The following is a 25,703-nucleotide window of genomic DNA, read 5'->3' as shown; positions in this document are numbered from 1 at the left end:
AATGGATTGTTGGTTTTGTTGATGGTGAGGGGTGCTTCCATGTTAGAGTTAACCCCCATCGTCAGATGGCAATTGGTTATCAGGTGTTACCTGAGTTTACCGTTGTTCAGCATCGGCGAGATGTAAAGGTTCTCTATGCCTTAAAAGCCTACTTTGATTGCGGTGTGGTTCGGGTGAATCACGGCGATCGCATGGCTTATCGGGTGCGTAGTATCCATCATCTTGCAGAGCGTATTTGTCCTTTCTTTATAAAGCATTCCTTGAAAACCAGTAAATCGATAGATTTCCTGAAATTTAGGGATGTTGTGCTCCTGTGTCAATCGGGAGATCACCTCAAGGAAGAAGGACTATTAAAAATCCAACGCATTGCATCGCAAATGAATCGTGGTCGCACAAGGTAAAGTCCAGCTTTATCAGAAATGGTAGAGATCAACTGAGCGAAATTCCTTGTCGGGTAAGTTCCGACCCGCACGAAAGGCGTAACGATCTGGATGCTGTCTCGGAGAGAGGCTCGGCGAAATAGAAGTGTCTGTGAAGATGCGGACTACCTGCACCCGGACAGAAAGACCCTATGAAGCTTTACTGTAGCCTGGAATTGGGTTCGGGCTTTGCTTGCGCAGGATAGGTGGGAGACGTCGAAGTATTCCTTGCGGGGAATATGGAGTCATCGGTGAGATACCACTCTGGCAAGGCTAGAATTCTAACTCTCTGCCGTTATCCGGCGAGGGAACAGTTTCAGGTGGGCAGTTTGACTGGGGCGGTCGCCTCCTAAACGATAACGGAGGCGCGCAAAGGTTCCCTCAGGCTGGTCGGAAATCAGCCGTAGAGTGTAAAGGCATAAGGGAGCTTGACTGCAAGACCTACAAGTCGAGCAGAGACGAAAGTCGGCCTTAGTGATCCGACGGTTCCGCGTGGAAGGGCCGTCGCTCAACGGATAAAAGTTACTCTAGGGATAACAGGCTGATCTCCCCCAAGAGTTCACATCGACGGGGAGGTTTGGCACCTCGATGTCGGCTCATCGCAACCTGGGGCGGTAGTACGTCCCAAGGGTTGGGCTGTTCGCCCATTAAAGCGGTACGTGAGCTGGGTTCAGAACGTAAATCATTGCGTCACTTCACAGTAATGTGGAGCAGCAAACCGACTAAAATCGGTAGAATCTTAGTTAGATTCCGAACGCTAGCTAAGACAATACCGAGGGTAAGCGGAGTTCTCGTGACAGATGTACAGACTTATAGCTACATTGCTGGTTTTTTGGATGGAGATGGTTGTATTAACCTTCAACTTGTACGACGAAAGGATTATGTCCTTGGCTATCAAATTCGAGCCAGTGTGACCTTCTTTCAACGTACGGTTCATCGCTCATTTCTTGAATGGATTCAGTCAATTTTAGGGGCTGGTTTTATTCGAGAAAGAAAAGATGGAGTTGCTGAGTATTCTATTACTGAATCTCGGATGGTGTTGAATGTATTGAGCAATCTGACTCCCTATGTTCGTCTAAAAAAAATGCAATGTAACTTAGTCATGTCTGTTCTAGAGGAAATGCTAAGCTCTAAGCGACTAGAGCCAGCGCATTTTCTAAGGCTTGCGCGGCAGGTTGATCGGTTTGGTGAGTTAAACGTCTCCAAGCGCAGATCAATTCGCAGCGACCAAGTGGAAGCATACTTGAGATCACGACAACTCTTGATCCCGTAGAGACTGAAGCCTAGACTTAGTTTAGCCGCTAAGTGTAAGCTGAGATGCTCTGAGTGTGTCAGAGTAATCAAATGTCGGCTCCTGATTCGTCAATGGCAAGAGTCAGGATGAAGATATAGTCCATGCTCGTAGTGATACGGGATAAACATGCGTGAGACAGTTCGGTCCATATCCGGTGCAGGCGTAGGAGCATTGAGAGGAGTCCTCCTTAGTACGAGAGGACCGGGAGGAACGCACCTCTGGTGTACCTGTTATCGTGCCAACGGTAAACGCAGGGTAGCCATGTGCGGAGAGGATAACCGCTGAAAGCATCTAAGTGGGAAGCCCACCTCAAGATGAGTGCTCCCATGGCATAAGCCAGTAAGGTCACGGGTAGAACACCCGTTAATAGGCTCTCGATGGAAGTCCAGTAATGGATGAAGTCTAGGAGTACTAATAGACCGAGGGCTTGACCTCATCACTCAACAGGTGTCTGATAATGCTGATAATACTGACAATCACTATTTAGTTTTAATTCCTTGTTTTGTTGCTGAAGCCTAGCAGTTAAATTATCTAGGTTCTAAAGTTTTCTAAAGTTATTAACCTATTTGCCTAGTGTTTATGGCGCGGTGGAACCACGCTGATCCATCCCGAACTCAGAGGTGAAACATCGCAGCGGTGAAGATAGTTGGAGGGTAGCCTCCTGCAAAAATAGCTCAATGCTAGGCAAAATATTTTTCCCCATCTAGTCTCTAGGTGGGGAATTGTTTTTTAAGAAGTGTTAAGTTGGGACGGTTTTTGGATAGGAGGGTGGCATGGGATTGTAGATGGGCTATAGTGCATCCAATAACACGGGTGTACTAGGTCTAGTATGCTAATTGTTTCTCCTCACAGGGTTTGTGTTGCTATGCCTCAGGTTGATGTTTTGAGTTTGCGTTATTGGGCAGTTGTTGCATCGTCGGTGTTGGTGTCTGGGGCAGTCGCTTTCGTGCCTCTTCCTAGTTACGGTGCTTTGAAAGATAGTCCTAAGGCATTGGTGGATGAGGTGTGGCAAGTTGTGCAGCAGGAGTATGTGGATAGTTCGTTTAACCGTCTGGATTGGTTGGCGGTACGGCAACAATTGTTGGAGCAGCATTATACCTCTCGTGAGCACGCCTATAGCGCCATTCAGGGGATGTTGCAGCGATTGAATGATCCTTATACGCGGTTTATGACTCCGGAAGAGTTTGCGATTTTGCGAACCCAGACATCGGGGGAAGTTTCAGGGATTGGTATTCGCTTGGGGATGGATGAAAAGACGCAGCAATTAACTATTTTGGAGCCGCTGGCTAACTCCCCAGCAACTCGCGCGGGTATTGAGGCGGGCGATCGCCTCCTTGCGATCGATGGCCACTCAACACGGCGAATGTCTATTGAAGAAGCATCACGGCGGATTCGTGGTCGGGTGGGTACGCCGATTGAGTTGCAATTATTTCGCCCAAATCGAGGCACATTTCGCTTGACGTTGATGCGGGCATTAATTGAGTTGCCAGCGGTGCGATCGCTCGTGAAGGAGGAAGGGGATCAACGGATTGGTTATATTTATCTCAGTGAGTTTACTTCCCATGCGGCAGAGCAAGTACAGGCAGCAATCCGGCAGTTACAAGCAGAACAGGTGAATGGGTTTGTGCTAGATCTGCGGGGAAATCCGGGGGGTTGCTGCAAGCGGGGATTGATATTGCTCGTATGTGGCTTGATCAGGGAATGATTGTGCGCACTGTGGATCGCAGTGGCCATAGTGAACAGGCTCGAGCAACGCAATCTGCCCTGACTACGTTGCCCTTGGTGGTGTTGGTGGATCAGCGTTCGGCAAGCAGTAGCGAGATTTTAACAGGGGCGTTGCAGGATAATGGTCGTGCTATTGTGGTGGGTACAAAAACTTACGGTAAGGCTCTTGTGCAGTCTATTCATCAACTCAGTGATGGCTCGGGGTTATCTGTGACGGTGGCGCACTATTACACGCCAAAGGGTACTGATATTAACCGTATGGGAATTACCCCTAACATCATGGTGACGTTGCCCCAAGAGGTGAGTCGTAATCCACGCCTGTGGGCAACTGCTGCGGATCCGCTGTATCAAGAGGCGGTGGTGCAATTACGACAGGCAATTTATCGGTCGCAATTCGTGACTCCTGTCAATACAGCACAAACATCCAATAGCGAGGCAGGTGCTGATAATATGTGCCAAGTTGATGATCCCTGTTCTCCGGTGAAGTAATGCTGCAAGGGTCATCGAATTTGGTTTGCGATCGCCCCGATGGCATGATACAGCTTGGTTTTCATGCGCTTGCAGAGCCGCTGCGCCTTGAGGTGATTCAAATCTTACATAACGAGGAAGTGTGTGTGTGCGATTTGTGTGCCCGCCTCAACCTCTCGCCGTCAAAGCTATCGTTTCATTTACGGGCATTGCGGCAGGCAAATTTAGTATTGTCTCGTCAAGACGGTCGCTGGGTGTACTATCGCTTGAACCGTCCCCAGTTTAAGGTGCTAATGGACTATTTAGAGCAGTTCTCTGCCGGAGACACTGTCATCGGGCGGGTCTGCCTTTAGGTTTAGAAATCAACGCCGCGCTTGAGATCAATCCCTTTTTCGGCATAATGCTTATGGCAAATCATTTCGGAGTGGACACTAGCGATGTCAAAGTAGCTGGGGGGATTTTTACAGCGTCCAGTAATAATTATTTCAGTGGTACGGGGTTTGCGAAGCAGGCTTTGAATGATGGACTCAACGGGCAGTAATTCCAGATCAACGGTGGGATTCAGCTCGTCGAGAATAATGGTTTTTGTAGAGTCCAGAGGCGATCGCTGCCCGTGCAATTTCCCAGCCGCGCTCGGCTTCGATGTAGTCAATTTCCTGTTGCTGCCCGCGCCAGACGATGGCATCCCGACCGCAACGCTGGTGATCCACAAGGTGAGGATAGCTTTCTTTGAGGGCAGCAATGGCGGCATCCTCGGTATAGCCTCGTCCTCCCTTAAGCCACTGGAGGATTAACACTCGATGGGACTGATCCCGACTGATGCCGGTGCCAATTGCTTGCAGGGCTTTACCAAGGGCGCTGGTGGATTTGCCTTTGCCCTCGCCAGTGTAAATTTCAATACCTTCGATCCCCTGCTGGTGGGCGGTGGGATGTACCAGTGGCCGCATTTCTGAGTGGAGATCTGCAATTTGTAGCAGTGCCGGAGGGGCACCGCGACCGGTGGCAATGATTTCGAGATGATCGGGTTTGCGGCGCAGGGTTGCCACGACTTCGTCAACGGGTAATAAGCCGAGATCCAGTACCGGATTCAGTTCATCAAGGACAATGACTGAGTAAAGACCGGAGGCGATCGCCCCTTTGGCTATATCCCATCCCCGCTGAGCTTCTTGGCGATCGAACGTGGTGATTTGTTCGGCATTAAAATACTCAGCGCGACCGGTGCGCACTTGGTCAATCAAATGGGGAAACCCTCGTTGCAGGGCTTCAATGGCAGCATCTTCCGCGTAGGTACGACCGGGGCCTTTAAGAAAGCGCAAAAGTAGCACCCGTGTTGGCCACGCGGAGGCAATACCTAAACCAATGGAGCGCAGGACAACACCAAGAGCGGCCTGAGACTTGCCCTTGCCGGTACCATCATAGACGTGAAGCTGGCCGCTGACCCGTCCGGGGCGAGCCTGAGCCGTTTGAATGCCGATACCAGCGCGTGTCATGGGAAAGTGTAAAGCTGAATATGTAAGGATTTTATCAACTTCCGTCCTTGAGGATCACAGCTTCAATGGTTAGGGTTTGGGGGCTGACGGCAGTAATGGCCCAACGCAGTGGTCTCCCCTGCTGCCGCAAATACTCCTCAACAACATGATCAAGGTTGTTAGGCGTCGTAGGACGTTGCAGGGTGGTGTGGATCAGGTCCATTTGCATCATTTCCATGATGGGTGGAATCTTACTTGGCTCCATCGTAGTCCCTTGGCTAGTTTTTCTATTATCTCTAGCCTTGTCACCTGCAAAGGGACGATTGCCTTCTGTCCCCTCCTGCGGTAGATATTAAGGTGTCCACTGACCCTACCCCAACCACTGTGAAAGCACTGAATCTGCTCGGCTCCACTGGCTCTATCGGCACCCAAACCCTTGATATTGTTGCCCAATACCCCGATCGCTTCCGCGTGGTTGGCTTGGCAGCAGGTCGGAATCTAGAGCGGTTAATCCCGCAAATTCGTCAGTTTAGACCTGAAATTGTTGGTATTGCTGATCCGAACCAATTGCCAGAGTTGGCAGACGCATTGCGCGATCTGCCCTATACACCGGAACTCGTGGCTGGGGAGGCGGGTATTGCTGCAGTTGCCGCCTATGGCGATGCCGATGTGGTTGTGACAGGGATTGTGGGATGCGCCGGTTTGGTGCCGACGATCGCCGCCATTAAGGCCGGTAAGGATATTGCCCTTGCCAATAAAGAAACCTTAATTGCGGGTGGGCCTGTAGTGTTGCCACTGTTACAAGAGTACGGTGTGAAGCTGCTACCTGCAGATTCTGAACACTCAGCTATTTTTCAGTGTTTACAGGGGGTACCTGCGGGGGGACTACGCAAAATTATTCTTACTGCCTCTGGTGGTGCCTTTCGCGACTGGTCGGTGGAGCAACTCGCTGATGTGACGGTGGCGGATGCCCTCAAGCACCCCAACTGGTCCATGGGGCCGAAAATTACCGTGGACTCGGCCACGCTGATGAATAAAGGGCTGGAAGTGATCGAGGCTCATTATCTCTTTGGCATGGACTACGATAACATCGACATTGTCATCCACCCGCAAAGTATTATTCACTCCCTCATTGAGCTACAGGATACATCGGTGTTGGCGCAGTTAGGCTGGCCGGATATGCGTCTGCCCCTCCTCTACGCTCTCTCTTGGCCGGAGCGGCTACCAACGAATTGGTCAGCTCTTGATTTGGTCAAAGCGGGAGACCTTACCTTTCGTACCCCCGATCACCATAAATATCCCTGTATGGGGCTGGCCTATGCCGCCGGTCGTGCTGGAGGAGCAATGCCAGCGGTACTGAATGCTGCCAATGAACAAGCGGTGGCTCTATTTATTGCCGAGGCGATTTCATTCCTTGATATTCCCCGCCTCATTGAACTAACCTGCGATCGCTACCACCACCAAAACATCAGCACCCCTACCTTAGAGGATATTCTGGCTGCTGATTGCTGGGCACGGCAGATGGTGCTTGAATTGGCACAGCAGGAGCGATCGCCCGCCCTTGCTCTTTAGCTTAATCGGCGGCAAGCCCCGCACTGTATGCGTGAATTGTGTTTACTCAAGAGCAAGCTCCGTGTCGGGAGTCGTTCATCGTTTTCGAATCCAACTGGTAAACAGTTGACAAATGCTATCGCTGTAGGGGATGATAATTTTCTGCTGATCAGGGGCTATAGCTCAGTTGGTAGAGCACTTCAATGGCATTGAAGGGGTCAGCGGTTCGAATCCGCTTAGCTCCATACGCACTTCAGGTACCCATAAGGGGATTTCAGGATCTTTAGGCTTATCCTGTTGAAAGAGTCAATTCCGGCGACGATCATTCGTATTCACCCTGTTTTTCTAAAAGTCGCACCTGAGACGTTTCCCGCCACTCTTCGGGAATTTGAGCCACTTTTTCCTTGCCTGTGGGCTGATGAACTGGCTTTCCGATAGGACGGTAACGAAGCGTGCCATTAAAATAATCTGAAAGACGTTCGCGGGCTATCTCGACGTATTCTGACTCTTTCTCGCACCCTATTGCTCGACGATTGTGCATTACAGCAGCGATAAGAGATGAACCTACGCCCATATAGGGGTCAAAAACCCAATCATTTTCATTTGTAAGAGCAAGAACACAACGCTCAACCAGCTCAATAGGGAATTGGCAGGGGTGAATTGTCTTTTCAGGATGATTTGATTTTACATTAGGAATATCCCATACTAATTCTTCCCAATCTTGTAACATGATTTCCCAAATGTCAGAGGGATTTTTCCCTAGAGGATTGCCTGAAGGTTCTCCCTTACGTGGTCCCTTGAAGTGACGTTTGCCAGGGTACTTGGCTGGCACACGAACTGAATCAAGATTAAAGATATAGTGGTCAGATTTTGTAAACCAGAGAATAGTTTCATAACGACCTGAAAATCGTCTCGATGCATGTAATCCGTGCCCAAATTTCCAAATAATCCGATTGCGCAACTTCATCCCAAGTTCTTTGAAAATTGGGTAATAGAGACTATCCAGAGGGTAAACTTCACCATTCTGAATAAAATTGCCTACCTGCCAGCAAATATTGCCATCATTTCGTAGAACTCGATAAAGTTGGGTAATAACCTTAGCTTGTGATTGTAAGTAGTGTTCAATTGAGACACGATTCTCGTATTCCTTACCCAAGTTATACGGTGGAGAAGTCACAATGAGAGCGATCGAGTTGTCTGGAAGTTGGGCAAGGCAATCAATAACATCTCCAGAAAAGACAACAATCTCAGCTTCTGGACTAAAACTTGTTTCAATAGGCTTTGCAAAACGAAATAGGGGCAATTCACTCACATGCCATACCTGCTATCCCAAACTTGGGATGTTATCTCAATCCTACCGCATTTATTAGGCAGGCTAGCGACTGAACTCATCCGCCGTCACTGACGTTGGATGATACAAATAGTTTAATTTAGCATAGTGCAGTTTGCCTATTAGCGGATAGTGTGCTGAGTCAACTATAGTATTCTAAGTATCCTAGCAATGTGTGAGGATGTCCTCAGAATGGCGATTGTAAAAACCAAGCTCTCACGGCGGCCTTGGCAATGGCTTTCATTAGTCGGTTTAGCTGCTGCCCTCTGGGGACAGGCTGGTTTAACGGCGGAAAGAATTAGCTTAGTGTATCCTCCCTTTGGCACGTTTAATATTGATGTTAGTGATCTTGCTACCTTTGCTAGAACTGGCAATGCTAGTCCGGAGCTAACGTTTCTCATTCGTCTCCTTCCGAGTGATCAAGGGGCGCACCTGCGGGAGGCGCTGAATGAAAGTGTGCGACTAGAAGCCACCAGTGTTCGCCAGTTTGTGAATAGTCCCATCGGTCAGGTCTTTTTGCAGCGCATTGGAGAAGTCATTCGGACGGATAATGATCGCAATGGGGGGCAGGCACTCGGTCAAGCCTTGAAAACAGCCGCCTCGTCCTCCTCAGGAATCAATTTTTTGACAGTGTTGCAGGCGTTTCCGGGGCGGAGTGTCAACGTCAATGGTGATTTGGGGCTAAAGGCTGTAGGTGCGTTTACCCGTGCCATCAATGAGGAGCGCCGGACACGTGAATTTATCGCGCGGTTGGCGGCACTTCAGCCTCCAGTGACTTTGCCTACTCATGTGCCCAACCCTAGCCAAAAGGGACCGTTTCAGTGGCAGAAACAGACGATTCAATTTGTGAATCCGAACCGCTCTGCTAACGGTATTCCCGCTGATCTTTACGTACCAACGGGCACCCCCACCGCTGCACCGTTAATTGTCATTTCCCATGGGTTAGCATCGGATCGATTGACCTTTGCCTATCTGGCAGAGCACTTAGCGAGTCATGGATTTGCGGTGCTGGCCGTCACTCATATCGGATCAGATGCACAGCGAATTGGCAGTTTTCTCTCTGGTGCTCCTGTAGATTACGAAAACCTCCCAAAGGATTGGGCGCAGCGCCCTCTTGACTTGAAGTATGGCATCGATGCGGTGGCGGCGTTGGTACAACAAACTCCCACACTAAATATTGATACCAATAATGTTGGCCTATTTGGGCAATCGATGGGGGGGTTCACGGTCTTGGCCGCCGCAGGGGGGACGGTGGATTGGACGGCGGTTCAGCAACGCTGTCAGGCGATCGCCAACGACCTCTTTGTCTTTAATATTTCTGCTCCTCTGCAGTGTCGCAGCTTGGGAGCACCCTCTCAGCCCACAAACTATGCTGACCCACGGGTGAAATCGGTGATTGCCGTTAATCCGGTGAGTAGTGTGTTGATTGGCTCGAGTGGCATGGCCAATATCAATGTCCCTGCTCTCATTATCTCGAGTAGCAAGGATGTCTTTGCGCCGCCCCTGATCGAGCAGGTGCAGCCCTTTACAGAGCTGGCCGCTTCCCCCAAATACTTGGCGATGCTGGTGCCGGGAACCCACTTTTCGACGATTGGGGTGAGTGAGGCTGGGGTCTTACCAGTACCCAATGATTTAATTGGCCCTGATCCGCGCCAAGCAGAACCGTTTGTCAAGGGTATTGGCGGTGCCTTTTTTGGGGTATTTAACCAACGCAATGAACAGTTACGTCCCTTTTTAAGCCAAACCTTTGTGAATCAAGTTGCACAGCCATCGTTCCAAGTCTATTGGGTGGATCGCATTAATCCGCAACAACTCCAGGAGGTTATTGCGGGACGGGTTGGCACTCAGCTCGAACGCAGGTAAGTCCAGCCAGAGATTAGGGTGAGGGCGATCGCCCCCCCATAAACCATCATCGTGGGCACGTGCCATGGGGCCGGTAAGGGTGCAAGCAACAGAGTAACCGCCAGAATCTGGCTCACGGTTTTTGCTTTGCCCCAAACACTTGCCCCCTGAATCTGAGATTGGTGAATGCGCCAACTCGCAATGCCCAGTTCCCGCACCAGAATAAGTGCCACCGACCATGCGGGCACCTCTCCCCACTCAATACACAGCAATAATGGCACCAGTATGAGCAGCTTATCCACAAGCGGATCCAGTACCTTACCCAGATCGGTGACTTGATTGAGTCGCCGCGCCAAGTACCCATCTAGCCAGTCGGTCAGTGCTGCCGCCAGAAACAAGCCCACTGCCCACCAGCGATGCTGTGAGCTAGGGTCAATGCTAAGCACTGCCACAATCACAGGAATCACGAGCAGGCGAGCAAGGGTAATGCGAGTTGCAAGGTTTAAGGGCACGAGGAATACCTTGCCTTAACGGGGGTAAACACTCCCTCTGGCACTTGTCGGCTCTAGCGAGGGAGTTTATCAGTACTGGGTTGGTTTAGTGCAATTGTAGCGATCGCAGCTGCTTGTCAAACATATGGATGGTATCAACAAAGCGAGCCGTTTTGGACTGCGTAGAGATGACAAGGGATTGAGTACGTGCCCCACCATTAAAGAAGCGCACGCCCTTCATCAGAACCCCGGGGTAATGCCACAGGCAGCAAAGAGAACCGTTTCCCCGGAGGCGAGCTCATGGGCATCGTACACCTTATCGGGATCCGTAATCCCTGCTTTTTTCAGTTCCTCTAGGTTCCCCTCTCGGGTACGCCCTGCCCACTCTTTGGTCATCACCACTGCTGGATCATAGACCAATTGCCCTTGGAAGTGTCCTCCCAAAGCTCGCATCGCCGCTGCCGAAATCACCCCCTCCGGAGCCGCGCCAATTCCCATGAGGGCATGGATATTCGTTCCCGAAAAGGCACAGGAAAGGGCAGCAGACACGTCTCCATCGGAAATCAGTTGCACCCGTGCCCCGGCTTCGCGAATTTCTTTGATCAGGTCGTTGTGGCGATCGCGCTTCATCACCACAATCACCAGTTCATCGATGGCACGATCAAGACATTCAGCAAGAATTTTTAGGTTTTCTGTGGCTGACTTGCGAATATCAACTTTGCCTTTGGCTGCAGGAGGGGCTGCCAACTTTTTCATGTAAAAGTCAGGGGCAGCAAACAACCCACCTTTTTCAGAAATGGCCAGCACTGCCATGGATCCAGGTTGGCCATAGGCACAGAGGTTGGTGCCCTCACAGGGGTCAACCGCAATATCAATTTCTAGTAGCTCTTCGGGGTTACAGTACTGAGCCGCATCTTCGCGGGTGCAAATGCCCACCTCCTCGCCAATATAAAGCATCGGCGCTTCGTCTCGCTCCCCTTCGCCAATCACAATCCGACCCCGCATGTGGATCTGATTCATGCGGTTGCGCATGGCATCCACAGCCACCTGATCTGCCATGTTTTTATCGCCTTTTCCCATCCAGCGTGCCGAGGCGATCGCCGCCTGCTCTACTACTTCAATAATTTCTAAGCCGATGACGTTATCCACGCAACTCTCCTAAATGCACAAATTAACCTTACGAAGCAACCTCCTGACGCTCCTTCAGGGGTCTCCTATCCGAGCTTACAGAACTTTGGTTCCTCCAAAATATTTTCTTGGTGCAAATTATTTAGACATTCGCCCCTAGGGAAAAAGATGCCAAAAAATAGGGGGACAGGAACAACATCCCTGCACCCCTATAGCATCGTAAACAACACTATTGCTAAGCAATCCTAGCAAAAGAGCTAGCTGCGATTGGTGGACTGGCTTCCCACCAAGGAGGGTGAGAGACTAGACCACGATTGTTTCACCAGATCCGCATCTGCTTTGACGCTGCCGATATAGTTCCCCGCTGGAATGGTTGGGAACCGCTTGTAGGGCACCACATCTTCGCCAAAGTAGCGGCTGTACTCTGGGCTGTTGACCATCGTTTCCACTGCTGCTTTCAGCCCTTGATCCGCCAAAATCTTGTTGTACTGGCGAATTTCGGTTTGAGTGGCCGGGGCACGTCCCAACAAATGCCGGAACAGAAACTCAATCACTTTCGTATTCGGGTAAGGGGTATAGAAGCGATTGCGATAGATCTCGGAACTGGCCAAGGTTCGCACAAACTCCCGCACCGTAATTTCGCCGTTGCGCAGGCGGCTATCGAGGTCACTGCGGCGGAACTGGCTGGGAACCTTACCGCTGAAGACATCCATCACTTGGCAGTAGATGGCGTTGATCACCTGCTCCACTTCGGACGCGGGTGCCCCCATCGTCATGCGGAAAATACGCGCAGGCCGACGACGAGTGGTACCCACCCCCACCTCTACGGACTGGCCATCCCCATTGCTGAAGGAACGACCCAATTCCACAAAGCGCGGTTTGCTGGGATCTGGCTGCCGAGATTTTGCCTCCTGCTCGGCGATCGCCCGGCTTAAGAGGGGCAGCTTGGTATTATCAAGGCGCGACTTCACCGGGCTAAAGCTAGGCACCACAATTGCATCACTCTGCTTCGTGAGTTGATTGTGGAGTTTTTCTGTGTTCGGGAAATTAGCCGCCGGTAGCGTCGGGAAGCGACGATAGGGCACCGTATCTTCCCCAAACACTTGGGCGTATTCGGCACTACTGACCAGCGCTTGAACAAAGGCTTTTAACCCTTGAGTGGCCAGAACTTGGTTGTAGTGGCGAATTTCCGCTTGGTCTAAGGGGGCACGACCCAAGAAGTGTTTTGTCCCCAGCTCAATCACCTTTGTATTGGGGTAGGGGGTATAGAACTCTTTCTGATACAGCTCAGAGCAGCCTAGGGCTTCAATAAACTCCTTGAGAGTAATTTCGCCATTGCCCAGCTTCGACTCGAGCGCCGTAAACTCGTTACGGACAATGTAGGGGGCAATATCGCGCTCAAAGACTTGGCGATAAGCTGCCTGAATCACCAGTTGCAGATTTTGCTTGTCGTTCAGTTGCGTTAGCTTAAAGACCTTGGTTTGCTCCCGCTGCTTGCTAACCCCTTGGTTGGCACGGAATGCAATGGCAGGCTCAGTGCGCAGCTCTGTTACAGCCCCCAGCTCGATAAAGCGTGGTGTTTCTGCTTTTTCTGGTTTAATGCCAGTTTCTCCAATACTGCCCGTGCGTAAGGAGCGCAAGGCTAACCCCTGGGGCGTAATATACCGCTCGTAGGGAACCGTATCTTCACCGAAGGTTTCGCTGTACTCGCTGCTGTCAAGGATCGCATCGACTAAGCCGTACAACCCTTTCTTCGAGGCAATATCAAAGTAGGTGTTCATTTCTTGGCGGCCATAGGTTGGGCGACCCAGCAGGCGCCGATGAATGTACTCCACCGCCTTGGTGACGTACAGCGGGGTCCAGTAGAGGCTGCGGAACAGATTAGACTTGGCTAAAATTCGCACAAACTCCCGCACCGAGATGTCACCGTTTTCCAGCTTAATCTCAGCCACTTTTTGGCGCTGCCCTTCGTAAACATCGCGGCCAAAGACTTGCAGGTAGGCAGCCCGAATAACCCGCTGTGTCGAGCTTTCGGCAAACTTGACACTATCGCCACCGGTGGCCACAGACCGCTTGCCAATCCGGACATTGATGCTGGGCAACTGATCCAGTTTGAAGACTTTTGGGCCTAGGCTACCGGGGGCAACCCCACGGGCAGCTGGGTTACTGACTTGGTTATTAATTCCAGGGCCACGGTTAATGAGAATGCGGCGCGTATCTTTGTTGAAGGGTTGGGGACGGGTGTTGGGGTTTTTCTTCTCTTTCGGGAAGATGGCTCCAAACTGAATTTCGAGGGGGTCGTTGCCTGCGCCGTAGGGATGCTGATCGGGCAGGGGTTGATCTTGGGCAGCAAAGGTGGTGATAAATTGTGGCACTTTGCGGAAGGGAGCACTGTACTTGAATAGGTCTTGCTGCGCCCCCCAGTTACGGCATTCTTGGGCTTCTTGCCCCAAGCCCCGCAGGTAGGGGACGGTCTCTTCGCCAAAGTAGTCGCTGTACTCCTGAGAATCCACTAGGGCATCCACTAAGGCTGGCAGACCGCCGTTAGAGATAATGGCAAAGTACTTTTGCACTTCTTCGCGACTGGAGGGGCCGCGCCCAAGGATATGGCGGAAGGCTAACTCAAGAGCACGGCTGTTGATGTAGGGTTCGTAGAAGTTTTTGCGATATAGCGGAGACTTTGCCAGTCGTCGCACAAATTCCTTCATGGAAATGGAGCCGTTTTTCACCTTCGACTCTAGATCCGAAATCCCTAGACCATAGGCACGGGAAATATCCCGCTCAAAGATTTGCCGATAGGCCGCTTTGACAACTTCGGTTTTCTCGGAGGCTGAGAGACCGGGTTTCATGACAAATTTAGGGCGGCGCTCCGCAGCATTGAAGTAAATTTGCGGTAGTTGTAATCCTTGTAGGTCACTGGAGGTACGCTGCCGCAGTTTATCTGACGGGGCGGGGGCAATAAATTCCTTCAGCAGCACGTCAAAGTATTGCTCGACAATGGCGCGACCCTCGGCATCTTTCTCAAAATAGCTGGCAGCAGCACGGCTCATTTCTTGCAGTGCGGCAATGGTGGCATCGGTGGAGCAAGCGGCTTCAATGATTTCCCGCAGGCCACGGGTATTGACGGCGAGAATGTTTGGATCCCCTGCCACAATGGCGTAGGTGGTGTACCGCAAAAACCAATCTAAGTCCCGCAGCGATTTTTGCATCCGCTCAGGGCCATAGCGGGCGATGTTGATGGGCTTAAAGCCTGCTGGAGCTCCCCCTCCTGAGGCACTGAACACTGACCGTAACCCTTCTAGGAAACCGCCGCGGGTATCTACGTAGGTGGCGGTACCCAGTTTCATGGCTTCTTTCATGTCAATGGCTTGGCCAGTTGCCCCTGTGGTGAACTGCGGGGTATCTTCAGTGCTGGGACGGGAGAGGAAGGCCATGGGAGAGCCACCGACAAAGATGCGGTTGGCGGCTCGGGAGACAATAATATCCGCGTTGCGGGTGAGGGTGGTGGCAATTTCCAGCCGTTTACTGCCAGAACGCAGATAGACAGCAAGCTCGTCTAGTTCACCACGATTCAAAAAACGATCCTGCTGCTCTGCTTGAATAATTGTTGAAACGGGGACAGTTTGATAAAGTTGCGGGCGGGCAACCGAGCTTCCACCACTTGCTTTGACAACCATGGTTACTAAGAGGCTCCCTTTACTTTTGGTTAACGCGCTAACTTAGATTAGAACGATTCGGGGATGGGTCAGCTATTTTTTAAGAAATGTATAAATTCATGGGCACTTGGCGGCGATCGCCGCGACTATTTATGAATTTTTGTAATATTCCTTGACTTTTTCGCCATAATTTTAGGGGGATCATTAGCGGCTAAAGTGTTGAAAGGTGTGCTGATGCTGAAGCGGACGCAAGGCCTTGCCCTGTTGCAGGAGAACCTCAGGGGTTGCGGTAATTTCGCCAAGGATTGCCGCATGGTTGCCTGCCATAGCGCACAAATCCGGGGCGATCGCCGGGGGCAGGCACAGCACGAGTTCAAAATCTTCACCGCCGTAGAGTGCCCAAGCTAAGGCTTGTTCTGGGTCTAGGTAGGGCACCTTGGGAATAGCCTCCGCTGAAAGAATAGCGCCAACACCACTAGCGGCACAAATTTGTAGCACTGCATCGGCCAACCCATCACTGCTATCCATCCCACTCACCCGTGGCGCAGGAGACTGCTGCCAGAGCCACTGCACCACATCTAGACGCGGTTGGGGGTGCTGATGGGCGTGAACCCAAAGCTGCCGTAGTTCTGTGGGCACTGTTGCAGCCCATTCTGGTTGGAGTAAGCATTCGAGGCCAGCGCGGGCAGCACCGTGCAGACCAGTTGCAAGAATTAGATCTCCGGGGCGGGCAGTATGGCGGTAAATGAGTCGCTCTGGTGGGGCAGCGCCCAAAATACTAATGCTTAGGCTGAGTACCCCAGAGCGGCAGGTGTCCCCTCCGAAAATAGCAGTGCCATAGGTGTGGCAACAGGCCGCCAGTCCTTGATAAATGTCCTCGATGACTGCTACCGGACAGTGACTAGGGGCAGCCATACCCACGGTCATCCCGATCGGTGTTGCCCCCATGGCGGCGATGTCGGAAAGGTTGGCAGCGGCGGCACGCCACCCCACATCAAATGGGGTCATGGTCACCACTGGGCTGGCCATCCCCAAGCTAAAATGCACCCCATCCACCAGTACATCTGTACTGAAGACCATCTGTTGATCTTGGGGCGGTGCGAAGACAGCGGCATCATCTCCAATCATTGAAGGGGCGCAGTAGAACCGTAACCGCTCGATTAATTGGTGCTCGCCACAGTCGCCAAGGGTCATTTCTGGGTCTGACACACCTAACTCCATTCTCTTGCTTGGGCGGCGTGGCCTAGTCAAACATCCGAAAGTAGGGAGGACGGATGGGAGCACCCGGTTCCTTTTCCAGATCAAAGTTAATCACGTCCCAGCGTTCATCGGTGTTAGCGGGGGGGCTAAACTCGACGGGTAGGCCAAACAGGCGCAGCATTTGTGGATCTGTGGAGCCACGCCAAGGGGTATTGCGTTCGAGGTAGGCACAAAATAGGTCGCGGTAGCGTTGGGCAATAATGACCTTTGTTGCTCGGTAGCCTTGGGTATAGAGGCGATCGAGGGCATCGTGAATTTCAAAGCGAATACCGTCGGGGTGAGTATGTTGGCGATACCACTCGCCGTCCCAGAGTCGCCAAATCCGCCCTGACTGTAGATGCATGAGTTCTTGAGTTTTTGCATCCGCTTCAAAGGGGCCATGGCGAGGGCAAAGGTAAGTATCCGTCAGCGTTAAGGCCGAAATCACTTGTCGGCAGTGGGGGCAGCGGATTTCAGGACCAAAGATCGGGTAGTGAGAGCCGGATGAGAGCATGTACAGTTACCACACAGCGGCAGTGGTTCCACCGCGATCGCCCTTATTATAGCGACTGGTCTTTAGGCGACGCTAAAGTGAACGTGAAATTCAGTTTCTGGGCTTGGAGATTGATAACCTTGAGGTGTTACAGCCTAGTTTGCAGCTTTTACAGCAGGTTCTCGATGCTCTCAGCGATCGCCCAACTATTTTGGCCTACCTTAAGAAAATCAGTGCCTTGCGGCAGACGATAACCGACAATTTAGAGGCAGCGCTGCAGCAGTATTCCCACCTTGCAGACACACCCGACGTTAAAGAGGCGATCGCTAACATCCATTCTGTATTTGACATTGTTGAAATTCGCGTACAGCAACTCCTCTCTCGCGAAGCGAACCCCGATGAATGGGTTAGAATGCCTATCCATGAATTGCAGAAACAATTTGAGCAGGTTTTCCAAGCGATTGAAAAAAATAGTAAGGGGCGCTATCGTATCCTCCACAATATTGCCGCCCAAAAAGCTTCAGACTACTATTTGGTGTTTGATATTGCCTCTCCCGATGGTAAGGTCATATTGATGCCACACATTTTTGAAGATGTGATGCGGGATCTCATTGCTAATGCCCGCAAATATACCGATCCCGGGGGAAATCATTGCTGGTTTAGCAGAGTGTGCTGATCACATCGGGTAGGGCTGGAAGCCCCGTACTTCAGTGCGGGGAGGAAAGCCTCTTTAGCAACTTCAGTTGCCTTAGGTTATAATTGTAGTGCGGACACCAGAAACGGTTGTTCAAGGCACTGGTAACGGTCGATTGGGGTGTCGTAAACCACCCCAGAGGCTCGCGGTTGGCTTGCTAACTGCAGGGCTACTGAAAGCTCCCTGTTTTAGCTGGGAGTAGTTTACCTTAAATTTGTGGTTGAGGATACTGGCTGTGGCATTCCCAGCGATGAATTGGCTAAAGTCGTGGGCTTTGGCCAGCGCGGCTCAAACGTACAGCAGCGGCGAACTATGGGAGGTGGGTTTGGTCTTACCAAAGCTTTTCTTGTTACCAAGCGCTTAGGCGGGCGCATGTGGATCCGGTCTGTGGTGGGAGCAGGCACGCGCATTACCCTGAAGGTGCCGTTGCCGATAGAAGGTGCTGCAAGTGCTGTTGCGCTGGTTGATAGTGCGGATTAAACTCAAGGGTTTTCTGAAAGTACGTAATAGCACGCTCCTGTTCTTGGAGGGTCATATAGGTAAACCCTAGGCTATAGGCAGGCTGAGTCGTCATCCACTGGCGATCAAAGGGTTCGCTGCGATCATAGGTACCACGACTGAAAAGGTCTAAGCAGCGATGAAAGTAGGGCAGTGCCCCTCGTGGTAGCCCCAGTTCAAAGACAATCAGACCTGCCGCATAAAGTAGTGGCGGGTAGGCATTGAAGTACCTGAGGCCATAACTGGCATAGTACTGTGCAGTGTCGTAGTCCTTAGCCTCGAATGCTGTGTAGGTTGCCCAAAACAGTAGGTGACGGAGCCAAGTGGTCTCTTGGGGAAGCCGCTGCTGCTCAATATCCTCGGCGATCGCGTCAAGGGCTTGATGGTACCAATCGCGTGACTGCTCGGTTCGACCACAGGCGGCATAGTGATCCCCTAGGCACACCAAGTTCATCAGCCGCCGATCGCCCCGCTGTACCATCTGCTCCAGAATCGGGATATTGCGATCGCGGATTTTTTTGAGAAATTGTTCCTGCGTTTGCTGGTTATGGTGCAACAGATGTATCCCTTTGAGTGCCCCAACCTTGCCTTGAGCAGTGTTCAATTGTTCATGTAACGCCCCCACAAACCTCAGCCCTGGCTGACGACGGGCAAAGCGAACGTTGGCAAAGTCACTCCAGTTGTGGTGCGTGCCTGCTTCTTGCCGCAACACGCTAAAGCAATCAATCCCTTGATCAAGGAGCTGCGATCGCCAGTGGGAATCCGTAACAATGAGTTCTTCATCGGCATCGATATAAAAAATCCACTCTCCTGTTGCCCACTGTAAAGAATAGTTGCGAGCTGCCGCAAAATCCTGTTGCCACTCAACGGCATAAACATGGGGAGTAAACTCGCCGGCGATCGCCACCGTGTCATCCTCAGACCCTGTATCCACAAGGATGATTTCGTCCACCCACGGCTGCACCGAGGTTAAGCAGCGCCGTAACTGGTGGGCTTCATTTTTAACAATCATGCACAGAGACAGGAGGGGAGCCATTGAACCTTAGGCTGCAATGACGGGATTATTTCCAATTGTGGCAGAGCGATCGCCCATGCCAATCCGTATGCGACCATAAAAATAAAACCCCTGCCAGTCGAGGAGCAACACTGAATGAGTGTCATGGAACAACCAACCTTAAGTGTGGGGTTGCGGGTGCGTGTTAAGCCTTCAACCATCATGTACCACCATCCTGACCACCGGAATCAACCCTTTGACATTCAAGGGCTGGAAGGAGAAATCATCGCCATCCTCAGCGATTGGCAAGGTCGCCCCATTAGTCCCAACTATCCCTGTCAAGTTCGCTTTAGCCCTAAATTTATCGCACACCTGCACCCCGATGAACTCGAAGTCATCTCTGATCCACCCCGATAGAGGAGCTGACCTGTGGCCGCAACCTTACTGTTAGTTGATGATGAGCCTGGGCTGCGAGAGGCGGTCACCGCCTATCTTGAAGACAGCGGCTTTGAAGTGACGGCGGTTCCCAGTGGCCAAGCGGCGCTGGACTATTTGCAACACCATGTGCCAGATCTCATCATTACCGATATCATGATGCCGCAAATGGATGGCTATGCCTTTCTTGAGCAGGTGCGGCAACAACCTCATCTCAATCATATTCCCATTGTCTTTTTGACGGCTCGCGGCATGAAGCGCGATCGCATTCAGGGGTACGATGCTGGCTGCGATGCCTACCTCTCTAAGCCCTTTGACCCCGATGAGTTGGTGGCTATTATCAATAACCTCTTACGACGGCAAGCCGCCGCCCGGGATGACGCAGAACCCAACCTTGCCAGCCTTGCCCAACAAATTGCTGAACTGCGCGCCATGCTTGTGCAAGACGGGGGACGACCGAAACCGCCACCGTCCATTCAACTGGATTTAACCCCCGTGAAGCCAGCGTGTTGCAACTGGTGGTGCAGGGGCTGATGAACAAAGAAATTGCCAGCCAACTCAATACCAGCGTGCGCAACATTGAAAAGTACGTCAGCCGTCTCTTTGTCAAAACGGGCACCAGTAGCCGTACCGAGCTAGTGCGCTTTGCCCTTGAAAACCATTTAGCGCACTGAGACGGGCAGGTTAGAGGCTTGGTGCTGCCGCCAAGAGCTTTTGGGTGTAGGGATGCTGCGGTTGGGCAAAGAGGGTTGCCGTGGGAGCCACTTCAACGATTTTACCAGCGTGCATCACCGCGATGCGATCGCAAAACCCCCGTGCCACCGCTAAATCGTGGGTAATAAACAAATAGGTAAGCTGGAGGCGTTCTTTCAACTGCTGCATGAGCACTAAAATCTGACGTTGAATATGGGCATCTAGCATACTCACGGGTTCATCACAGACCACAAACTGTGGCTGAGTAATCAGGGCGCGGGCGATCGCCACCCGCTGCCGCTGTCCCCCGGACAACGCATAGGGATAGCGCTGGTAATACTCCCTACTGGGGGTGAGTTCCACTTGGTTGAGCATCTCGAGCACTCGCTGCTGCGCTCTCCCACGGTCAAGCAGGCGATGAATGAGCAGTGGTTCCAACAGGTTTTCCCCCACTGTCATTTTCGGGTTTAGGCAGGCATGGGGGTCTTGAAACACCATTTGAAAGCTGCGCCGCGCGGCTCGCAGATCTTGAGGGGACAGTTTGCCAAGGCTCTGCCCCAAAAAGACCACCTCCCCCGCCGTAGGGGGAATTAACTGCAAAATCAAACGGGATAGGGTACTTTTGCCACAGCCCGACTCCCCGACCAAGCCGAGGGTTTCGCCCCGCCGTAGGCACAAATCGACCCCATCCACTGCCGGAATGATGGTTTTGGGTTGCAGCCAGCCACCCAAGCGGTAGTGTCGTTGTAGCCCTTGTACCTCCACTAGCACCGGTGCAGCCTCTGGGAGAGCAGACGTGGTTAAGGGGTGGGGGTGAGCGGCGGCAAGAAGGGATTGAGTATAGGGGTGCTGGGGCTGGGTCAATACGGTTGTGGCGGTATTGATCTCAACAATTTTACCGGCGTGCATCACCGCCAAGCGATCGCAATAGCGCGCCATCAAGGCCAAATCGTGGGAAATCAGCAACAACCCTTTTTGCTGCTCTTGGCAGAGGCGGGTCAGTTCATCGAGAATTTCAGCCGCCACCGTTACATCTAGGGCGGTTGTTGGCTCATCGGCAATGATGAGCTGCGGGTCTAACAGCAGCGCTAGGGCGATCGCCACCCGCTGCCGCATCCCACCGCTAAACTCATGGGGATACTGATACAGGCGACTCGCAGGAATTTTCACCATTTCTAGCGTCTGCACAATCCGCTGCTGCCGCGATCGCCGAGTTAACTGCGGCCAATGGCTGCGCAACAGTTCATCGCAATGCTCATACACACTCATCAAAGGGTTCAAGCGAGTCATCGGGTCTTGAAAGACCAACCCGATCTGCTCTCCTCGCAACTGCTGTAGGTCTTTACGGCTCAACTGGGTGAGCGATCGCCCCCGCAGCACAATCGTTCCCTCAACGATTGACCCCTTGGGCAACAATTGCAAAATTGCCTTACCCAGCGTGGACTTACCGCAGCCTGACGCTCCTACCAAGCCCAGCCGCTCTCCCGCTGCGAGCGCAAAAGAAACATCATCCACCACAAACCCTGTAGCAGATGATGATCCAGTAGGGGGATAGGCGACCCGCAAATGGTGAAGTTCCAGTAGAGTCGCCATTAACCGTCGATCCTAAGCAGGCTCAATGCGAGCGTAAAAGACCCCTTGAATTTTTACTTCATGCGCTTCATGGGCACCCATATCATCGTCAGAGAGTTGCTCACTCTCAAATGTACCGGCAATTTCGCCAGTGCGCCCATCAACTTTAGCAACATTCAAGGAAATGTTACCCTTCGTCAGCGAAAAGCGCTTGACATTTGCCCGAGCCAACTGCTCATCGCTGGACTGGGGAATTGCGACTGCCGAATCATAGCCCGCTGCCAGCCCCCGCCCCTTGGGATCAAGGAAATTAGAGGTGCGGTAGGAGGGCACGTTAAATTGGCCACTAAAATCCGTGGAGGTAGTGATACTGGTGATATTGGGCTGCGTCGTTGCCACGAGGTTTTTCACAGTAAACAATAATGGAATCCGCTCACCACCAGGCATTTGCACCGTAATCGGCTGAAAGTCAATCCCATCCTCTTCCACAAAGGTGAGGCTACCATCGCTGTTGACCTTGAGTTCCCCTTGAATCTGATCTAGGCTCGTGGTTTCGCGGGTAACCAACTTCGTTGGCACAAACTCAGCTTCTTGCCGTTTATTCTTTGGCTCTTCTTTCACTAGGAACGTGGTAGGTTGTAAGCACAGTTGCACCACCCGATAGGATTTTGAACTATCAATGGGATAGGAACCCCGCGCAGAATCATCCAGTGTCGGGCAAGTATTGGCCAGACCCGTACCAACAATATCATCGTAGGTTAAAGTCTGTTTTGCGGCCATAGCTGGCGTACTCCAGGAAACTATTCCTAGGCATACCGCCAATAGAGTCGCCATTAAAATGCGATATTTCATGGTTAACCTCAGAAGTCAAAGCATCTCAAAGCAGTCAGAGTTGGGAGATACCCCCGGTTAAGAGTCCAGTGAAGGCAGTGTTACGACTCCCTTTCAATCCATGATTATACGGAGGTTTGCGATCGCCTCAGAAAAGAAATTTCTTGGCGGGTTTTAATTTGCCAGCAATAAAATACCAAATACCATCCGTTGGCAGAGGTGGGCGTCTGCGCCTCCCTGCAAAGTGGGTACACTGGTTACTAAGCGGGAATTGCGGCAAACTGCGGTGGAGAAGGGGTAACCTATGGATGATGCAGAACTCTTTGCGGCTTTCATTGCCGATGCCCTCAAGGGAATTCCAAGTCTGCTCTCTAATGCCAACTATCGGGTGGAGTCTGCCTTTGGCACACTGCAACTGGTGGATAATAAGGCGGGGGTTATTGCCACCGCCAAGCGTCAAGCGGGCGATCGCCAAGATCTTCAACTCATTGTGAAGCGATACTCCGAGGCATGGGAACCCTTGCGTCAAGCCTTGATTGCCGCCTCGTTTTTTCCAGACCTAGCAGACAACAACGCCCAATTGGTTGCCTTTAGGGCGGTTGATATTCCTGCCGGATGGCAACTCTACGATTGCACCGCTAGCGATATGTGGCGAAGTTGGCGCCGTCAAGCAGTGGATCAGGTGCTAGTTTACACGGCGGGGGCGTGGCGCTCTGTTGGTGCAATCTCCTGTAGTGGCGGCGTTGTCTTTATCCCGATCCCCGAACTCAACAGCGAACTCCAGATCACCGGTTCTACCCTGATGTCGTGGTTAGCCGTGCCAGTGACTTAGTCCCTTAATCTAGGGTAGGGGCAGCCACCGTTGGCGATCGCCTCGCCAAATCAAGTACAACCAAAATAGGGCAACCCAGACGGCACCACCACTGAGGCACACTATGTCAGACCAGTACCGCGACGACAACATTGGCCAAACCCTCATGAATCGGTATCGCCTTACCGAACTCATTGGCAAAGGTTCCATGGGACGCGTTTATCGCGCTGAAGACGTGCTGTTAGGCGGTGTGCCTGTTGCCGTCAAATTTTTGGCACAAACCCTACTGAACGACCGCATGAAAACCCGATTTGCCCAAGAAGCGCGAGCGGGTGCTCTCTTGGGGCAAAAAACCATGCACGTCGTTCGCGTTCTCGACTACGGTATGAATAACGAAGAGGTTCCCTTCTATGTGATGGAATTTTTAGAAGGAGATAACCTGAGTGATCTCTTACTGGAGGAACCACTGCCGCTGGCTCGCTTTCTGCGTATTGCGCGGCACATTTGCCTTGGGCTACAGGTGGCTCACGAAGGAGTCATCATCGAAGGCCAAAAATGCCCTATCATCCACCGTGACATCAAGCCCAGTAATGTGCTTGTCATCAACGATGGCACCATGGGTGAACTGGCCAAGGTGCTGGACTTTGGCATTGCCAAGTTTTTAGGCGATATTTCAGAGCAGGGGCAAACCTCCTCCTTTATGGGCACCCTTGCTTACTGCTCTCCTGAGCAAATTGAAGGCCGGGAATTAGATCACCGCTCCGACATCTATAGCCTAGGCATTACCATGTACGAGCTACTGACCGGCAAAATGCCGATCCAAGCCGAAACCCACTCCATCGGCAGTTGGTTCAAAGCCCACCATTTCCAAAAACCCGTACCTTTTCATGTGGCCAGCCCCGGACTCTACGTACCGCCAGCCCTCGAAGAGTTGATCATGTCCTGCATGGCCAAATCTCCGGGAGAGCGCCCCCAAACCACAGCGGAAATTATCCAAACGGTGAGTAGCATTGAGGAACAGCTTGGGATTAGCCGCATCACCCAGCCCGGAAGTGAGCCAGTTGCGGCTAAAACCTCTCAACCTAGTGCTCCCCCAGAGTTACCTATTGCCCTTGCTACGGTAGAAGAGGCGTGCTGGCAAAGTACGTGGCCCAGTGACAAACCCGTTGCTGAAATTGTCTTTCCCGCCCCTCTGTATGCCCAGCGGGAATCAGCGGCGAGCCTTTGGGTGATGCTCCCGCGGGCAGAAATTGATCGGCGGATGCTTAATATTCGCTATAACCAATTTCTGTTTACAACTAGCCCGCATCCGATGATCCTCTGGATTACCGCTATCTACGATCCAAAGCAAGGCCCCCGTTGGCTCCCCTGCTATCTCGATATGAAGCTGCCCCGCAACCAAGAGCTATGCCTACTGCTCTCGGAAACGGGGTACTATCCGCTGCTGTTCTTCTCCCTTGAAGATCCCTTGCACTGCATCAATGTGCGGAACTTTACCATTGCCACCTTTCAACGACAACTGCTGCGCGATTGGGTGGAAACCAGTAAAAACCTACCCTCGTCAGCCTCAGCGGTCATTAGCCGCAACCTGCTCAAGGCAGAGTTTGAGAACTACAAGCCGCAAATTCTCACCAAGCTAGAAACTGTGAAAACTGCTGCCATGATTGACTAAGCCTAAGGGCGATCGCCTCTTGGCTAGCAATAGAGAAAAATATATTAAGAGATATTGCACAATCGGTAAAGAATTGTTACATTGGGATTACAGGGTTCGATCAGGAGTCAAAACCATGGAAGATACCAAAACCATCAAGTCAGAGGATCGCAATGCATGGGTGTTTGGGTTTACGCCCCAAGCCGAAATTTGGAATGGCCGCCTTGCCATGATTGGCTTTGTGGCTGCCCTTTTAACAGAATTGATCACCAAACAAGGCGTGCTTCATTTCTGGGGTCTGCTCTAGACCTTAACTCTCTCCCAATTTTCAGCGGTCAAAGTGTCTTGAGGGGTCAGCAATGGCCTCTTTTTTTTGTGCTTGTTGCGAGGGCTGGCAGGACTGGTTGGCATGGGCCAGT

At 51.9% G+C, this 25,703-nt stretch carries 19 protein-coding genes, 1 tRNA gene, 2 rRNA genes and 4 pseudogenes (1 of these 26 running past the window's edge); 15 read left to right on the top strand and 11 right to left on the bottom strand.

Going from position 1 to position 25,703, the window contains the following annotated elements; genetic code table 11:
• The 5 genes and pseudogenes from BRW62_RS11955 to BRW62_RS11940 form a co-directional block, all read left to right on the top strand.
• Positions 1–1,171: ribosomal RNA gene (locus BRW62_RS11955) — 23S ribosomal RNA — on the top strand (it extends 2,142 nt beyond the left edge of the window).
• A gap of 41 nt (positions 1,172–1,212) precedes the next feature.
• Entirely contained in the window at positions 1,213–1,692 is a 480-nt protein-coding gene (locus tag BRW62_RS15535; protein WP_455650734.1) for an LAGLIDADG family homing endonuclease, read from the top strand.
• Between the two features lie 590 nt (positions 1,693–2,282).
• A 5S ribosomal RNA gene (gene rrf, locus BRW62_RS11950) occupies positions 2,283–2,399 on the top strand.
• A 179-nt stretch (positions 2,400–2,578) separates the two neighbouring features.
• Positions 2,579–3,927: pseudogene (locus BRW62_RS15385) on the top strand (S41 family peptidase).
• Positions 3,927–4,259, top strand: a complete 333-nt coding sequence (locus tag BRW62_RS11940; protein WP_099799604.1) for an ArsR/SmtB family transcription factor — start codon at positions 3,927–3,929, stop codon at positions 4,257–4,259. The pseudogene BRW62_RS15385 and the gene BRW62_RS11940 overlap by 1 nt, the downstream one beginning before the upstream one ends.
• Positions 4,260–4,261: 2 nt before the next feature.
• Here BRW62_RS11940 and BRW62_RS11935 read toward each other — a convergent pair.
• A pseudogene (locus tag BRW62_RS11935) lies at positions 4,262–5,396 on the bottom strand (cob(I)yrinic acid a,c-diamide adenosyltransferase).
• Between the two features lie 34 nt (positions 5,397–5,430).
• Positions 5,431–5,607, bottom strand: coding sequence for a hypothetical protein (locus BRW62_RS11930; protein WP_157768369.1), 177 nt, complete (start codon positions 5,605–5,607; stop codon positions 5,431–5,433).
• Positions 5,608–5,759: 152 nt separating this feature from the next.
• Between BRW62_RS11930 and BRW62_RS11925 the strand changes: the two genes are divergently transcribed.
• Together BRW62_RS11925 and BRW62_RS11920 are read left to right on the top strand one after the other, a co-directional pair.
• The gene (locus BRW62_RS11925) at positions 5,760–6,947 is read left to right on the top strand and encodes a 1-deoxy-D-xylulose-5-phosphate reductoisomerase (protein ID WP_198406041.1); all 1,188 of its coding nucleotides are present in this window, start codon (positions 5,760–5,762) and stop codon (positions 6,945–6,947) included.
• 151 nt (positions 6,948–7,098) lie between these two features.
• Positions 7,099–7,171: transfer RNA gene (locus BRW62_RS11920), tRNA-Ala, on the top strand.
• Between the two features lie 77 nt (positions 7,172–7,248).
• On the opposite strand, the gene BRW62_RS11915 is transcribed toward BRW62_RS11920, so the two are convergent.
• Positions 7,249–8,238: a DNA-methyltransferase gene (locus BRW62_RS11915; RefSeq protein WP_099799601.1), complete on the bottom strand. Its 990-nt coding sequence runs from the start codon at positions 8,236–8,238 to the stop codon at positions 7,249–7,251.
• A 210-nt stretch (positions 8,239–8,448) separates the two neighbouring features.
• On the opposite strand from BRW62_RS11915, the gene BRW62_RS11910 reads away from it, so the two are divergent.
• Positions 8,449–10,119 carry an alpha/beta hydrolase gene (locus tag BRW62_RS11910; protein ID WP_099799600.1) on the top strand — a complete coding sequence of 557 codons (1,671 nt, stop codon included), beginning with the start codon at positions 8,449–8,451 and terminating at the stop codon, positions 10,117–10,119.
• Here the strand turns inward: BRW62_RS11910 and pgsA are convergent.
• From pgsA to BRW62_RS11885, 5 genes and pseudogenes are all read right to left on the bottom strand, one after another.
• Entirely contained in the window at positions 10,101–10,610 is a 510-nt protein-coding gene (gene pgsA / locus BRW62_RS11905; protein ID WP_099799599.1) for a CDP-diacylglycerol--glycerol-3-phosphate 3-phosphatidyltransferase, read from the bottom strand. The genes BRW62_RS11910 and pgsA overlap by 19 nt on opposite strands.
• Before the next feature lie 85 nt (positions 10,611–10,695).
• Positions 10,696–11,738 (bottom strand): annotated as a pseudogene (gene glpX, locus BRW62_RS11900) (class II fructose-bisphosphatase).
• Between the two features lie 236 nt (positions 11,739–11,974).
• Positions 11,975–15,394, bottom strand: a complete 3,420-nt coding sequence (locus BRW62_RS11895) for a phycobilisome rod-core linker polypeptide (protein ID WP_099799598.1) — start codon at positions 15,392–15,394, stop codon at positions 11,975–11,977.
• 183 nt (positions 15,395–15,577) lie between these two features.
• Entirely contained in the window at positions 15,578–16,582 is a 1,005-nt protein-coding gene (gene thiL / locus BRW62_RS11890; protein ID WP_227517418.1) for a thiamine-phosphate kinase, read from the bottom strand.
• A gap of 34 nt (positions 16,583–16,616) precedes the next feature.
• A complete protein-coding gene (locus BRW62_RS11885; protein ID WP_099799597.1) occupies positions 16,617–17,126 on the bottom strand; it encodes a TIGR02652 family protein in 510 nt (169 codons plus the stop codon).
• 103 nt (positions 17,127–17,229) lie between these two features.
• On the opposite strand from BRW62_RS11885, the gene BRW62_RS11880 reads away from it, so the two are divergent.
• On the top strand, positions 17,230–17,781 hold the full coding sequence (locus BRW62_RS11880) for a hypothetical protein (RefSeq protein ID WP_099799596.1): 552 nt from the start codon (positions 17,230–17,232) through the stop codon (positions 17,779–17,781).
• A gap of 234 nt (positions 17,782–18,015) precedes the next feature.
• A complete protein-coding gene (locus BRW62_RS15380) occupies positions 18,016–18,279 on the top strand; it encodes an ATP-binding protein (RefSeq protein WP_198406040.1) in 264 nt (87 codons plus the stop codon).
• Here BRW62_RS15380 and BRW62_RS11870 read toward each other — a convergent pair.
• Entirely contained in the window at positions 18,209–19,333 is a 1,125-nt protein-coding gene (locus tag BRW62_RS11870; protein WP_099799595.1) for a glycosyltransferase, read from the bottom strand. The genes BRW62_RS15380 and BRW62_RS11870 overlap by 71 nt on opposite strands.
• A gap of 114 nt (positions 19,334–19,447) precedes the next feature.
• Between BRW62_RS11870 and BRW62_RS11865 the strand changes: the two genes are divergently transcribed.
• Positions 19,448–19,708, top strand: coding sequence for a ferredoxin-thioredoxin reductase variable chain (locus BRW62_RS11865; RefSeq protein WP_099799594.1), 261 nt, complete (start codon positions 19,448–19,450; stop codon positions 19,706–19,708).
• A 12-nt stretch (positions 19,709–19,720) separates the two neighbouring features.
• Positions 19,721–20,400: pseudogene (locus tag BRW62_RS11860) on the top strand (response regulator transcription factor).
• A gap of 10 nt (positions 20,401–20,410) precedes the next feature.
• Here BRW62_RS11860 and BRW62_RS11855 read toward each other — a convergent pair.
• Entirely contained in the window at positions 20,411–22,012 is a 1,602-nt protein-coding gene (locus BRW62_RS11855) for a dipeptide ABC transporter ATP-binding protein (RefSeq protein ID WP_099799593.1), read from the bottom strand.
• 12 nt (positions 22,013–22,024) lie between these two features.
• The gene (gene psbO / locus BRW62_RS11850; RefSeq protein WP_099799592.1) at positions 22,025–22,843 is read right to left on the bottom strand and encodes a photosystem II manganese-stabilizing polypeptide; all 819 of its coding nucleotides are present in this window, start codon (positions 22,841–22,843) and stop codon (positions 22,025–22,027) included.
• A gap of 283 nt (positions 22,844–23,126) precedes the next feature.
• Here psbO and BRW62_RS11845 point away from each other — a divergent pair, with 283 nt between their 5' ends.
• The 3 genes from BRW62_RS11845 to BRW62_RS11835 all read left to right on the top strand — a co-directional run bounded on the left by BRW62_RS11845 (position 23,127) and on the right by BRW62_RS11835 (position 25,591).
• Positions 23,127–23,654 carry a hypothetical protein gene (locus BRW62_RS11845; protein ID WP_099799591.1) on the top strand — a complete coding sequence of 176 codons (528 nt, stop codon included), beginning with the start codon at positions 23,127–23,129 and terminating at the stop codon, positions 23,652–23,654.
• Between the two features lie 103 nt (positions 23,655–23,757).
• Positions 23,758–25,305 carry a serine/threonine protein kinase gene (locus tag BRW62_RS11840; protein WP_099799590.1) on the top strand — a complete coding sequence of 516 codons (1,548 nt, stop codon included), beginning with the start codon at positions 23,758–23,760 and terminating at the stop codon, positions 25,303–25,305.
• 115 nt (positions 25,306–25,420) lie between these two features.
• Positions 25,421–25,591, top strand: coding sequence for a chlorophyll a/b-binding protein (locus BRW62_RS11835; RefSeq protein WP_099799589.1), 171 nt, complete (start codon positions 25,421–25,423; stop codon positions 25,589–25,591).
• Positions 25,592–25,703 lie beyond the last annotated feature (112 nt).

It is taken from the genome of Thermostichus lividus PCC 6715, assembly GCF_002754935.1.
GTDB lineage: Bacteria > Cyanobacteriota > Cyanobacteriia > Thermosynechococcales > Thermosynechococcaceae > Thermosynechococcus > Thermosynechococcus lividus.
Note: the sequence above shows the minus strand (reverse complement) of the source record. Positions and strands in the feature narration are given on the sequence as shown.